The 13,415-nt window shown below is 38.5% G+C and carries 10 protein-coding genes and 1 rRNA gene; 4 read left to right on the top strand and 7 right to left on the bottom strand.

Going from position 1 to position 13,415, the window contains the following annotated elements; genetic code table 11:
- The first annotated feature begins 4 nt into the window (after positions 1 to 4).
- Positions 5 to 832 (top strand): 4,5-DOPA-extradiol-dioxygenase, encoded by an 828-nt coding sequence (gene ygiD, locus BBI00_RS19055; protein WP_065400449.1) that lies wholly within the window; start codon positions 5 to 7, stop codon positions 830 to 832.
- 155 nt (positions 833 to 987) lie between these two features.
- On the opposite strand, the gene BBI00_RS19050 is transcribed toward ygiD, so the two are convergent.
- From BBI00_RS19050 to hutH, 3 genes are all read right to left on the bottom strand, one after another.
- Positions 988 to 2,469 (bottom strand): S8 family peptidase, encoded by a 1,482-nt coding sequence (locus BBI00_RS19050; RefSeq protein WP_065400448.1) that lies wholly within the window; start codon positions 2,467 to 2,469, stop codon positions 988 to 990.
- A 327-nt stretch (positions 2,470 to 2,796) separates the two neighbouring features.
- Positions 2,797 to 3,243 carry a GNAT family N-acetyltransferase gene (locus tag BBI00_RS19045; RefSeq protein ID WP_065400447.1) on the bottom strand — a complete coding sequence of 149 codons (447 nt, stop codon included), beginning with the start codon at positions 3,241 to 3,243 and terminating at the stop codon, positions 2,797 to 2,799.
- Positions 3,244 to 3,308: 65 nt separating this feature from the next.
- Positions 3,309 to 4,796, bottom strand: coding sequence for a histidine ammonia-lyase (gene hutH, locus BBI00_RS19040; protein ID WP_065400446.1), 1,488 nt, complete (start codon positions 4,794 to 4,796; stop codon positions 3,309 to 3,311).
- 130 nt (positions 4,797 to 4,926) lie between these two features.
- Here hutH and BBI00_RS19035 point away from each other — a divergent pair, with 130 nt between their 5' ends.
- Together BBI00_RS19035 and uvrC are read left to right on the top strand one after the other, a co-directional pair.
- Entirely contained in the window at positions 4,927 to 5,688 is a 762-nt protein-coding gene (locus BBI00_RS19035; RefSeq protein ID WP_065400445.1) for a hypothetical protein, read from the top strand.
- A 91-nt stretch (positions 5,689 to 5,779) separates the two neighbouring features.
- Positions 5,780 to 7,573: an excinuclease ABC subunit UvrC gene (gene uvrC, locus BBI00_RS19030; RefSeq protein WP_065400444.1), complete on the top strand. Its 1,794-nt coding sequence runs from the start codon at positions 5,780 to 5,782 to the stop codon at positions 7,571 to 7,573.
- 382 nt (positions 7,574 to 7,955) lie between these two features.
- Here uvrC and BBI00_RS19025 read toward each other — a convergent pair whose 3' ends face one another.
- From BBI00_RS19025 to BBI00_RS19015, 3 genes are read right to left on the bottom strand one after another with little or no spacing between them, the layout of a single operon-like run.
- Entirely contained in the window at positions 7,956 to 8,705 is a 750-nt protein-coding gene (locus BBI00_RS19025; protein WP_065400774.1) for a hypothetical protein, read from the bottom strand.
- Positions 8,706 to 8,715: 10 nt separating this feature from the next.
- A complete protein-coding gene (locus BBI00_RS19020) occupies positions 8,716 to 9,798 on the bottom strand; it encodes a putative type IX sorting system protein PorV2 (RefSeq protein WP_065400443.1) in 1,083 nt (360 codons plus the stop codon).
- A 13-nt stretch (positions 9,799 to 9,811) separates the two neighbouring features.
- Complete coding sequence (locus BBI00_RS19015; protein WP_065400442.1) at positions 9,812 to 10,690, bottom strand: DMT family transporter; 879 nt, start codon at positions 10,688 to 10,690, stop codon at positions 9,812 to 9,814.
- Positions 10,691 to 11,239: 549 nt separating this feature from the next.
- Here BBI00_RS19015 and BBI00_RS19010 point away from each other — a divergent pair.
- Positions 11,240 to 12,868, top strand: coding sequence for an acyl-CoA carboxylase subunit beta (locus BBI00_RS19010; protein WP_065400441.1), 1,629 nt, complete (start codon positions 11,240 to 11,242; stop codon positions 12,866 to 12,868).
- A gap of 470 nt (positions 12,869 to 13,338) precedes the next feature.
- Here the strand turns inward: BBI00_RS19010 and rrf are convergent.
- Positions 13,339 to 13,415 (bottom strand): 5S ribosomal RNA (gene rrf, locus BBI00_RS23790); the annotation flags it as partial.

Here is a 13,415-nt window from a genome sequence, read left to right as displayed (position 1 = left end):
CATTATGAATCTTAATGATCTTCAAAATATAAGTGAAGGCTTCAACAGCACACAAAGAATGCCCGTCCTGTTTCTGGGACACGGCTCTCCCATGAATGCTATTGAAGAAAATCAATTTGTACAGGGCTTCCGTAAGGCAGCTACAGAGATTCCTAAGCCTAATGCTATTCTTTGTATCTCTGCACACTGGTATACTCCGGGAACTTTTGTCACCGCAATGGAAATGCCTAAAACCATCCATGATTTCTACGGTTTTCCCAAAGAGCTTTTTGAGGTACAATATCCTGCCCCGGGAAGTCCGGAACTGGCCCATGAAACGGCTGAACTTCTCTTGCCGATTGAAGTGGAAGAAGATCACAGCTGGGGATTAGATCATGGTGCCTGGTCTGTGATCAGACATATGTATCCTGATGCAGATATCCCTGTCATCCAGCTAAGCATAGACTATACCAAGCCTCCGCAATATCATTATGATCTGGCTAAAAGGCTGAATAAGCTCCGTGAAAAAGGAATTCTGATCATAGGAAGCGGAAACATTGTTCATAATCTCCGTATGATCGACTGGAAAAATATCAATACCGTAGGAGCCGGATGGGACTGGGCTGTAGAAGCAAGAGAAAAAACCAACAACTGGCTTCTGGATGGAAATTTCCGGAACATTATCGATTATCAGAAGCAAGGAACATCTTTGCAGTATGCCGTTCCTACTCCAGATCATTATCTGCCCCTACTCTATACGCTGGGACTGAAAGATCAGTCTGAAGAACTGTCTTTATTTAATGATGAGCTGATTGGGGGTTCCTTAAGTATGACCAGTGTAAGGATTGGATAAATTAAAACAACCACACAGGACAAGTTATTTCTATATAATTTATTTACTATAAAGATTTTTAGGAAGTCAGCTCCTATGTGTTTATGCTCCTTATTAAAAACAAAAAGGGAACAGCTCAGATGAACTGTTCCCTTTATTATAATGGAATGAATGTACTATTGTACTGCTTTTAAAACATTGATATTTCCATAACCGTAGCTGGAATTCGCAGTTGGATAATAAGTAGCCGCCTGTCTCATTTTATTCAGTACCTGCTCTCTTGTCCATGACGGATTTTTAGCCCAGACCAAAGCTGCAATTCCTGCTGTAGCGGCTGTAGCTACTGAAGAACCACCCACATAATCAGCCTGGCCGTTATAGTAGCTTAAAACCGGAACAGTATTTCCTGAAGCTCTTTCCATCTGGAAGGTAAAATCGATCTGGCTTCCGGAATGGCAAACATCACATTTCTGATTGGAAGTTCCTTCTTTTACTCCTGTGATTGCCTGCGTTTCTGACATTGATGCCGGGAAGATCACTCCTACAAAGTTTGTAAAGCTGGTAGAGGTTCCACCGGCACAAAAGATAAGTTTCCCTTTAGAATACGCATATTTTACACCATCTTCAATCTTTCCCACCGAAAAGATGTGTCCCATTGACATAGAGATGATTTTCACATTAGAATTATTTCCCAGTTCAGTAAAAGCTGTTTTCACCGCAGTCTGTTCACTGGATGTCTCCAGCACAACGTTTGCAGCTGCCCTGTAAGCAATAAGGTTGGCATTATAAGCCACGCCTACAGGCAATCCTGCATTGTTTCTCGGAGCAGCCATCACAGAGGCCATTTTGGTTCCATGGCCGCACTGATCTCCCGAACCGTCTGAGTTATACACTCCCAGTTTGCTGATGGTCCTTCCCGAAGAAGCTCCGTTATTAAAGCTTCCCCCAAGCAATACCTGTTCTGGAGAAACTCCCGTATCGATCAGGCCGATGGTAACACCGGCTCCTGTACTATAGCTCCACGCATCAGGAATATTGTGTTTGGCAAAAGCCCACGGTATTTTGGCACCCGGAGTGGTAGAAGTATAATCTGCCGTATTTAAAGCTGTTGATGAAAATCCACATCCTGATGAACCGCTGCCTGAAGATTTCTCTGCCGTATTGTATTTGCTTTCATTTTCAAAATAATGATAGTCTCCCGGCTCCAGATAACGGACTGTTTTCATCTGGCGAAGTGCAGCAATCGTTTCTTCTTTCTCAATAATGACATCCATCTGGTTCAGATACCGGTCAGAAAGCAGAATAAAGTTTCTTTCGTCTTTTCCTTCATATTTTTTAATGACCGATAAAAGTTCCTTTTCCATTTCCTGATTGTTCGGAGATTTGCTGCGGTCAAAATCATCTTTAGAAGAACCGAATCCTATGGATACCATTCTGTTTCCGCGGAAAACAGCACTCCATACGAAATGATCCGATTCATTTTTCCAGTTGAAGCTTCCGTCCGTTTTGATGGCCTGATTGATTCTTTCATTGATCTGCTTTTCGGTCAGCGGATCTTTCTGAGCCATTTCTATTTTTGAATTTTCATTCTGAAGTTCTTCTCTGTTACAAGAGTTTAAAGCAAAAAATATTGCTAAGAGGAATACAGTTTTTTTCATATGTTTTCATTTTGATTGGTATCACAATATAACACTTTGCCGGGAATTACAACCTTTAAAATAATGAATTTAGCATTACATGAATATTAATAATCTGAATTCTGCCAGGAACAAGGAATAAAAATACTATGTCTCTATGTTGTTTTTTTTCAACAACATAGAGACATAGGTTTTGATCTTTAAAAATCTTTTGAAGAAGGATTTTATCTCCGGTAGAACGGGAGAATTTATAATTTAACAGTTGAATAACAGAAAAATCTGTGTATTCACAGCAAAAGCCAAAGTCAGGAAATGTCTTATTTTTTTAATAAAATTTCTGTTTCCCGGTTACAAAACTTTTTCGTAGCAAACGCTGCTGTCAACGTCTATATATTGACCGTAATTGGGAATTTTGTAAAACCCGTTTTTTTCATAAACGGAAATCGCAGGAGTCAGATCTTTAGAAGTTTCCAGCACTGCTTTCTGATAGCCCAATTCTGCTGCCCAGGTTTGCAGTTCTTTCACCACGGCTGCTCCTAATCCTCTTTTACGGAATCCAGGACCTGTAAACATTCTCTTGATCTCTACCGTGTCTTCTGAGAACGGTTTGAATGCCCCACAAGCTGCCGGTGTATCATCAACATAAGCCACCAAACAGTTTTTAATGGCATCTATTGTATTAAACTGAGCAAAGAAGTCATCGGCCTCACCATTGTGTTCAGCCAGGGTAGCATCGAGGGATTTTATAAGAGTCCGGAAATCAGGATGATCAGAATCTGTTCTGAGTATTTTCATTTTTTATATTTTAAAGATTAATGAAAAACAAAAAGCTCCCTTTCCGGAAGCTTTTGTTGTATGTTTTAGTTGACAACGAATTTTCTTTCGTTGATCAGTTCAGCAATAGCCAGCATATCTTTACCGATCAGCCTGTCGTCTTCAAGTTTAGCCACTTTAGAACGAAGGATGGCAAAGTTCTCTTCAATAATTTTAGAACATTTGGAAGGTCTTCTGAATTCCAGCCCCTGGGCTGCAAACATTAATTCAACGGATAAGATATTGACCAGGTTTCCAAGAACCTGATTGAACTTTCTTCCGGAGATACTTCCCATAGAAACGTGGTCTTCCTGTCCTAAACTTGTAGGAATAGAGTCTGCCGATGCCGGGAAGCATAATGTTTTATTCTCTGTTACCAAAGCTGCAGAAGTATATTGCGGAATCATAAATCCTGAATTTAATCCTGAGCTTTCCGTCAATAATCTTGGAAGTCCGTATTTTCCTTCCAGCAGTAAATAGCTTCTTCTGTCTGAAATATTTCCTAATTCAGCAGCAGCCAGTGTCGCATAGTCTAATGGTAAAGCCATCAGCTGTCCGTGGAAGTTTCCTCCCGAGATAGATTCTTCTGCACTTAATACGATTGGGTTATCGGTCACAGAATTCAATTCCGTTTCTGCCATGTTTCTAAGGTGCTCAAATGCATTTCTGCTTGCTCCGTGAACCTGTGGCACGCATCTCATGGAATAAGGATCCTGAACTCTCTCACAGTCTTCATGAGCTTTCAAATTTTCTGATCCTTTTAAGAATTTAAGCATTCTTGCCGCCACTTTTTTACTTCCTTCAAAAGGTCTGATCTCGTGAAGTTCTTTTTTGAAAGGGCTTGCAGAACCTCTATAGGCTTCAATACTCATTGCAGCAGTCATATCGGCAAGGTCAAGCAGATATTCAAATTTTTCCAATCCTTTAATGGAATGGGCCAAAATAAACTGCGTTCCATTGATTAATCCTAATCCTTCTTTAGGGCCTAAAGCTAACGGTTCCAGATTATGCTTTTCCAAAACCTCCAAGGTATCGGAAACCTGATCTCCTTCCCAAACCTGTCCTAATCCAAGTAAAGGCAATACAAGATGCGCTAATGGAGCAAGGTCACCGGAAGCTCCCACAGATCCCTGTTCAGGCACCACAGGAATAATATCTTTCTCCAGCATCAGGATCATTCTCTCGATCACTTCCAGAGAAACTCCTGAAAATCCTTTTGACAATGCATGTACCTTGGCGATCATCATGATTTTGGAAAGTTCTTTATCAATAGGCTTTCCTACTCCTACTGCATGAGAAATAATAAGGTTATACTGTAGCAGTGCTGTTTCATCAGCTGATATTTTGGTATCGCACAGTGGTCCGAATCCGGTATTGATTCCATAAACACATCGATCGGACTCTACTATTTTCTGTACGTTTTTCTGAGATTTTAAGATCTGTTCTTTTGCAGCTTTGTTCAGCTTGGCTTTATTAGGTTTTTTACATATTTCCAGAACATCATGGAAAGTAAAAACGTCTACTCCGTATATCATTTCTAAAAAATTTCCTTAAAATTAAGCATTTAACGATAATTGGAGAAACTAAATTTCACGCTTCCATATTTTTATAAAAAGAAGCGAATTAATTTATTATTTTTACCCCCGAAAATTAAAAACAATAAACATGAGACTGAAATCTTTACTGCTTGCTTTATGCATTGCCGGTACCACAGCTTTCGCACAGAAAGTAAAATACTCAAAGGAAGACATCAAAAAAATGGAGACTTATCTTTTCAATGAAGGCTTTAATACTCCATCACCCAAAAAAACATCTACCATCATTTTAAAGGACGGAACCACTTACAAAGGGTTTTGTAACAAGATCGAAACAAAAAAGGGACAGATCTACGAAGTGGCCATCAAAGACAGTGTGACCAAAAAGAATGCTATATTCAATGCAGATCAGATCAATGAAATGTATGTATACCCAAGCAATGCAGAAAAATTTGCAAAAGTGGCCAAGTATATGGGAAACATCAGAAATTACGGAACGAAAAAACTGACAAAGACAACCAATAATGACAGGATTTATTTTGTCAACCAGACGGTTTCCTTAAAGAATAAAAAGGATGAAAAGGAATTTCTGATGCAGGTGATCAACCCTGGTTTTGATGATATTATTTCCGTTTACCATGATCCAAGAGCTAAAGAAACAACAGGATTCTCTGTCATGGGCTCTCCTCAGCTGGGTGGTGGTGTGATCAAATCTTATTATGTAAAGAAAGGGGATAAGGTAATCTGGCTTCATAAAGATGATTTTGAAGACAACTATGATTTCCTTTTCGGAGATAATCAGGAATTCATGAAAAAGTATCCTAAAAATTCCGTGGAATGGGATTATTTAAGCTTCCTGGTAAACGAATATACTTCCATGACAAACGGATAATTCAAAAGACTCCATTATACAATATAAACCTGCAGATTAAGATGCAGGTTTTTCTTTTTTTAAATAGGGAAAGATTGCTTAATTTTGTTATATGAATCCTTCTTTAGAATTACAGCTCAAAACCTTACCATCTGAACCCGGCGTTTATCGTTATTATGATAAAAACGAACAGCTTTTGTATGTAGGCAAAGCTAAAAATCTGAAAAAGAGGGTACTCTCCTATTTTAATAAAAATCTTTCGGGATACAGAATCAGAATAATGGTGGGCAAGATCCAGCGTCTGGAAACGACCATTGTGAACAGTGAATATGATGCCCTTTTACTGGAAAACAACCTGATCAAAGAACATAAGCCTTTCTATAATGTCATGCTTAAAGATGACAAGACTTATCCCTGGATCTGTATCAAAAACGAAGATTTCCCGAGAATTTTCCTGACCAGAAACGTGATCAAGGATGGATCGGAATATTATGGTCCCTATGCAAAGGTAAGACCTGCAAAGATTTTACTGGACACCATCAAGCATATCTATAAACTCAGAACCTGTAACCTGAATCTTGCACCTGCAAAAATTGCGGAAGGTAAGTACAAAGTCTGTCTGGAATATCATATCAAAAACTGTGAAGGACCTTGTGAAGATCTTGAAAGCAAAGAGGAATATGACGAAAAGATAGATGCCATCCGTGGGATCATCAAAGGAGATTTCCGTAAAGCCAAAGATTATCTGGTGAATCAGATGATGAAACTGGCCTCCGGTCTTCAGTTTGAGGAAGCCCAGATCATTAAGGAAAGACTGGATATTCTGGAAGATTATCAGGCTAAAAATACGGTTGTAAATCCTAATATTGATGACGTGGATGTTTTTGGTATGACCAGTGATGAAACAGCGGCTTACGTCAATTTCTTCAAGATCAGAAACGGGAATATCATCCAGAGTTTCACTACAGAGATCAAAAAGATCCTGGAGGAAACAGATGAAGATATTATGGAGGAAGCTTTGATTGAGATCCGTCAGAAATTCGGTTCGGATTCTAAAGAGGTGCTGCTTCCCTTTCATTTATCGGTAGAAATTCCGAATGTGAAACTGATTGTTCCGAAGGTTGGAGATAAAAAGAGAATCGTAGAGCTTTCTGAAAAGAATGCGAAAGAATACCGTCTGGAGAAACTGAAACAGGTTCAGATCGTAGATCCTGAAAGGCATACCAACAGAATCATGGCTGAAATGCAGAAATTATTGAGAATGCCTGTAGAGCCAAGACATATTGAAGGTTTTGATAACTCCAATATTCAGGGAACCAATCCGGTTTCTGCCTGTGTTGTTTTCAAAGACGGAAAACCCAGCAAGGCTGACTACAGAATCTTCCATCCCAAAACTGTAGAAGGGCCCAATGATTTCGCTACGATGGAAGAGGTGATCTACCGCCGCTACAAAAGGATGGTGGATGAGGGGGAAAGTCTCCCACAGCTGATCCTTATCGATGGTGGAAAAGGGCAGCTATCTTCTGCTGTAAAGAGTTTAAGGCTACTGGGACTTTACGGAAAGATTACCATTGTAGGAATCGCCAAGAGGCTTGAAGAGATTTTCTTCCCGGAAGATCCTATTCCTTTGTATCTGGACAAAAAATCCGAAACATTGAAGATCCTTCAGCGTGTACGTGATGAGGCGCACCGCTTTGGGGTAAAGCATCACAGAACCCGAAGAAAAAATTCTACTATAAAATCCGAACTGGAGGAAATCCCGGGGGTAGGAGAAAAAACCATTGAATTGCTGCTCTCCAGATTAAAATCCGTAAAACGTATCAAGGAGTCTAATCTGGAAACGCTGGAAGAAATCCTGGGAAAAAGCAAAGCAAAGGTAATCTGGGAGTTTTTCAACGCTCATTAGCAATTCCAATAAAACAAAGATTTTATAGGGCTTCAGGCATTATTTTTAATTCAATTAAGAGAGACTAAAAGTTAAAAACACCAACGTTTTTACATAAAAATCACAACAAAACACTCAAATAAATAAATATTTTTAAAAATAATATTATTATTTGTAAATTTTATGTAAATTAGTATTATTAACTAATAACAATAATACTATGAAAATTTTTCTGTTAATATAATCCCATCACCTTTTTTCCATGTTGTAGAATGATTTATTTTATTAAATCAAAAAAGCAGTTGTCTCCTTAAATATCCAAAAAATGAAAAACACATCAGCATATATAACGTAAAAGGCTCTTTTTTGAAGAGCCTTTTATATTGATTATTGATTTTATAATTTATTTTCCTTTAAAAACTTCTTTCGAAGATCTTCCATCTGCCTGCGGTATATCTATTACAATATTACCGTTTTCAAAATATCCTATGGTTGTATTACCATCAGCAAGTTTCACGATGAAAACATCTTTTTTGGATGTTGTTTTAAAAACAGCAAATGGTACAGAGCTTCCGGAACTTGCTAAAATAAACTGACTGTTATCCACCTGGATTTTCTGAAGTTCTGATTTCCCATTGGAATAGATATTAGCCGACGGAGCAGCTGAAGACACCGGTGATTCTGAAACTGTTTTCTGAACGTTCTGAGTAACCTCTGAAGTACGGGCCGGCAGCATGGCAACCGGGCTGGAATTCCCTACCGTTGTTAAAGCCTGTTTTAAAGCATCAGCAAATCCTTCTTCGAATTCTTTGATATCTGAACGCCCTTTGGATTCAAAAATCACTTTTTTGCTGCAATCTTTAAACTGTAAGATCACTTTATTGGTAAATAAGCTTTTATCATTGATGACTTCAGCATTTACTACATTACATGAGTTATCTCTTGCTTCAGCAGGCCACGTGTCCATAGCTTCCGTTAAAACTTCATATTTCTTTCCCTTTAATGCTTTGGCCAAAGACGCTTCCAGTCCAAAGCTGCTGTTTTTAAAGGTCTGAAACTTTTCAGGAATCACCACATATTTATAATCTGACACTTTTTGTGCAAAAACGGCTGTTGAGCAAATTGCCAACACCAACACTGAAATCTTTTTCATTTTTCCCAATTTAATCATTTCTGAATGCTCCCATATCCAGTTTCAGCGAGAAGAAGTTCGAATAAAAATTAGATCCGCCTATCCCTGAATTGGTAATTGCATAATCCAGTGTAAGCCCTCTGTATCGTATTCCGATCCCCGCACTTGGCTGAAAAGAAACTTTTCTTTTAAGGTCTTCTATATCTGTAATCGACTGGAACCTGTTGATCCCCAATCTCACAAAAATCATTTTCTGGTAGCCTAATTCAGCTCCGGCATACGGGCTGATACTTGCAAAATCTGTTGAAATCAAAGAAGCGGTCTTCGCAAAATCTACATTGATACCGGCTTCCGGCAATACATACACACTGCTGTTGATCTCAAACAGTTTACTTGCTCCCACATTCAGCTTAGGCATCGTAAGCTCCATTTTATCTTTCGGTGCCGGGTTAAATTCTTCCCCGTTTACCACTGTAGAAAGTTCTTTCTGATTCACGCTCCAAAAGTTTACCGTAGTGGTGATATCACGAACCATTCCCCCGAACTTCCATCCGTTGTCGGCCTTATAAATAGCACCCACATCAAAACCAAAACCATATCCGTTGGCAAATTTCCCTACATTTCTATAGACAATCTTGGCATTCACCCCTACATCCAGCTTCGGATTTCCTCCCGGTCTGAACGCATAAGAAAGAATGGCAGCATAATCAGACTGTGAGAATTTTGTGATTTTATCATAATCTATATTCCCTTCAGAATCGATCATCTGAGTGGTATTCAAAATATTATCTACCCCAAGTCTCACTACCGAAACGCCAAATACACCTTCTTCCATTACTTTCGCATAAGCCAGATAATCATATTTGGCAATTGATTCAAAGTATTCGGCGTGCATGGCTGCTCCCTGCCAGTCTCTTTCGATAGACATCAAACCTGCGGGGTTCCACATAGGGGAATACACATCATCCTGATTGGAGATTACCGCTCCTCCCATAGCCAGACCTCTTGCACCTGCTCCAATATTTAAGAATTCATTAGAATACTTTCTGACAATTTGAGATTGAGAAATCCCAAAGAGCAGTGAAAATGCAAGTAAAAAATATTTTTTCATCATATAAATTTGATGCTTAGTTAAAGTTTTTATTTTTCCTGGCTTTAATTAATCCGTTTGCAATGATTGCCAGTATCATAACACCTGAAGCAATATAAAATATAGGGCTCATATGTTCTGATTCCCCAAAGATAAAAAAAGCTAGTATAATTCCGTAGACAGGTTCCAAATTAACTGTTAAAATTAGCGTAAAAGGTGATATATACTTCATTAAATTCACGGATTCCAGCATCGGAAAAGCAGTGAAAACACTTGCTAACAAGCATATTAACGCCAGATCCCTGTAGTTTATTTCATTCATTTGAAAAATTTGGCCTGAAAGCAGATAAAATAGCATTAAAACGAACCAACCGCAGAAGATTTCATAAAATATAATATTCTCTGAACTGGTTTTTCCAAACATCTTACCGTTAAACACCGAGAAAATAGTTCCGAAAACGGCACATAGGATTCCGTAGATGATACCTTCTTTAAAATGAAACTCTGTTTTAAATATCAATAAGATACAGGCTACAATGACGGTTCCCATAACGACTTCCGAAACATCAATTTTTCTTTTAAAAATCACAGGCTCCAGGATCGAAGCAAAAAGTGTGGATAACGACAGACAGCTTAATGCTATGGACACATTGGAAACTTTGATTGAATAAAAAAAGCAATACCAGTGAAGTGCCATTGCCACTCCTATTCCTGCCAGCTGGAAGAATATTTTTTTGGAAACCCTGATGCTTTCTTTCTTAAATACCCTGATGAATACAAAAAGGAAAACAGCAGCAAACAGCATTCTGTAAAATACCAGAATCTGGGCATTGGCATGAATCAGTTTTCCTAAAATTGCAGTGAAACCCCATAAAAATACTATTAAGTGCAATCTGAAAAGCGCCAATTTATGCATAACCTATCTTCTTTGAATTTTGATGTGCAAATTTACAAATAGGCTTTTACAAATCTTATAAAAAAATCAAATTTAAATTAATAAAAAATGACAAATACCTTTTTTATATAGTTTTACTTACTAATTCAGGATCTGTTTTATTAATTTTCTAAAAAACAGGTCAAAGAAGGGAAGCAAAACTTTTTAAAGTTCAGGGAAAAGTCGGCTTCATTCCTGTAAAAATACTGAATATAAAAATCCTCCCACTAACCTTACTATATAGAATACAGAAAGTATTACAGGCCACAAAAAAACCCTGAAAATTTGTTAAACTTTCAGGGCCTTCAAATAATAAACTATTAAAAAAATAAACTAGGAACTGAGTATTTAGCAGAGAATATCACCTCTGTTACTCTGATGTAAAGTTAGAAAAAATATAAATTATTAAAAAACATTTTTTTGTTAAAAATTTCACAAATTACTAGAAACCAAAGTATTAAACACTTGTTTTATATCCAATCCATATTCCTCATAAAAATAGTATCTTTAAGCGTAAAAAATTGAAATTTTATGGACATCGAATTCAACAAACGGGAAGATCAGAACAGATTGAAATTATCAGATATAAATCGCCTGCTCGCAGAAATTAAAAAAGGAGGCGGTGAAAAGAGGCTTCAGAAGCTTCGTGATGAAGGTAAAATGACTGCCAGAGAAAGGATAGACTATCTTCTTGATAAAGATTCGGATTCCATAGAAGTAGGAGCATTTGCAGGCTATGAAATGTATGCAGAACATGGTGGATGCCCTAGCGGAGGAGTGGTTGTAGTGATTGGCTACGTTTCCGGAAGACAATGTATTGTTGTGGCCAATGATGCTTCAGTAAAAGCTGGCGCCTGGTTCCCGATCACCGGAAAGAAAAACCTGAGAGCCCAGGAAATTGCCATGGAAAACAAACTTCCGATCATCTATCTTGTAGACTCTGCCGGTGTTTACCTTCCTATGCAGGATGAGATATTTCCGGATAAAGAGCATTTCGGACGTATATTCAGAAACAATGCTAAGATGAGTTCAATGGGAATCATCCAGATTTCTGCTGTAATGGGAAGCTGTGTAGCCGGAGGAGCTTATCTTCCTATTATGAGTGACGAGGCAATGATCGTTGATAAAACCGGATCTATTTTCCTTGCCGGAAGCTATCTTGTAAAAGCGGCTATCGGTGAAAGTATTGATAATGAAACATTGGGAGGAGCTACTACACATTGCTCTATTTCAGGTGTTACCGATTATAAGGCTAAAGATGATAAAGATGCTTTAGACAGAATCAAAAATATCATGAAGTCTATCGGAAGTACTGAAAAAGCAGGCTTCGACAGAATAGAAAGTTTCCCGCCAAAAGAAAATCCGGAAAACATCTTCGGAATCATGCCGGTTTCCAGAGCTGAGCAGTACGATACCTATGAAATTATTAAATGTCTTGTGGATAACTCCGAATATGAAGAATATAAACCGGATTACGGGAAAAGCATCATCTGTGCTACGGCAAGAGTTGACGGCTGGTCTGTAGGAATTGTAGCGAACCAGCGAAAACTGGTAAAAAGCGGTAAAGGTGAAATGCAGTTCGGCGGTGTAATCTATTCCGATTCAGCAGATAAAGCAACCCGTTTTATTGCCAACTGCAATCAAAGAAAAATTCCTTTGATCTTCCTTCAGGACGTTACCGGATTCATGGTAGGCTCAAAATCAGAGCACGGCGGAATTATCAAAGACGGAGCAAAAATGGTAAATGCCGTATCAAACTCTGTAGTTCCTAAATTTACGATCATTACAGGGAATTCTTATGGAGCAGGCAACTATGCTATGTGCGGAAAGGCTTACGATCCGAGACTTATCGTTGCGTGGCCATGGGCTGATTTAGCAGTAATGGGAGGAGCACAGGCTGCAAAAGTATTGGCGCAGATCCAGGAATCTACATTGAAAAAACAAGGAAAAGAGATCTCTGAAGAAGAGCACAACGAAATTCTGGATACCATTTCAAAAAGATATCAGAAACAAACAGAAGCTACCTATGCTGCCGCAAGATTATGGACCGATGCCATCATCAATCCGGCAGATACAAGAAAATGGATTTCTATGGGAATAGAAGCGGCTAATCATGCCCCTATTACTGAGAAATTCAACTTAGGAGTAATTCAGGTATAAGTAATCCTATAAAAGATAATTAAAAGACGTCTCAATAAGCAATTGAGGCGTTTTTTATTATCAATAATTCTCAATGTGTATTTTCAGGAGCTTAATCCCGCTATCCGCTCATACTCCTCACGCCTGTACGCTGCTACGCTTAAATCCTCTGCTCTTCCAGCTGTGCTGCGGGGTAACCGCTGCTATCGGGGCTAGGGTATGGGGGATTAGTAATGAGTAATGAGTAATGAGTAATGAGCAATCCGGAATTAAAAAAAGAACAGGATCAGGATTGGAATTGGGATAAAAGAGAGTAAGGGATAATAGGAGTATTAAGCCACAAAGTATTCAATAGGGACGGGCTTTAGCCCGTTCTCATCAAAAAGAATAAATTCCATTAAAAATAAAGAAGTCCGCTGAGAGCTTCTTTGGATATAAAACAAAAAAAATCCTTTATCGTTATGATAAAGGATTTTTAAAAATAAAATAAAAACTGGCGGCGGCCTACTCTCCCGCGTTAGCAGTACCATCGGCGCTGGTGGGCTTAACTTCTGTGTTCGGAATGGGA

Source organism: Chryseobacterium arthrosphaerae (assembly GCF_001684965.1).
Taxonomy (GTDB): Bacteria; Bacteroidota; Bacteroidia; order Flavobacteriales; family Weeksellaceae; genus Chryseobacterium; species Chryseobacterium arthrosphaerae.
Note: the sequence above shows the minus strand (reverse complement) of the source record. Positions and strands in the feature narration are given on the sequence as shown.

What these genes read in the sequence shown, in the direction of transcription:
- ygiD (WP_065400449.1), top strand. Translation starts at nt 5, where the DNA reads ATGAATCTTAATGATCTTCAAAATATAAGTGAAGGCTTCAACAGCACA.
- BBI00_RS19050 (WP_065400448.1), bottom strand. Translation starts at nt 2,469, where the DNA reads ATGAAAAAAACTGTATTCCTCTTAGCAATATTTTTTGCTTTAAACTCT.
- BBI00_RS19045 (WP_065400447.1), bottom strand. Translation starts at nt 3,243, where the DNA reads ATGAAAATACTCAGAACAGATTCTGATCATCCTGATTTCCGGACTCTT.
- hutH (WP_065400446.1), bottom strand. Translation starts at nt 4,796, where the DNA reads ATGATATACGGAGTAGACGTTTTTACTTTCCATGATGTTCTGGAAATA.
- BBI00_RS19035 (WP_065400445.1), top strand. Translation starts at nt 4,927, where the DNA reads ATGAGACTGAAATCTTTACTGCTTGCTTTATGCATTGCCGGTACCACA.
- uvrC (WP_065400444.1), top strand. Translation starts at nt 5,780, where the DNA reads ATGAATCCTTCTTTAGAATTACAGCTCAAAACCTTACCATCTGAACCC.
- BBI00_RS19025 (WP_065400774.1), bottom strand. Translation starts at nt 8,705, where the DNA reads ATGAAAAAGATTTCAGTGTTGGTGTTGGCAATTTGCTCAACAGCCGTT.
- BBI00_RS19020 (WP_065400443.1), bottom strand. Translation starts at nt 9,798, where the DNA reads ATGATGAAAAAATATTTTTTACTTGCATTTTCACTGCTCTTTGGGATT.
- BBI00_RS19015 (WP_065400442.1), bottom strand. Translation starts at nt 10,690, where the DNA reads ATGCATAAATTGGCGCTTTTCAGATTGCACTTAATAGTATTTTTATGG.
- BBI00_RS19010 (WP_065400441.1), top strand. Translation starts at nt 11,240, where the DNA reads ATGGACATCGAATTCAACAAACGGGAAGATCAGAACAGATTGAAATTA.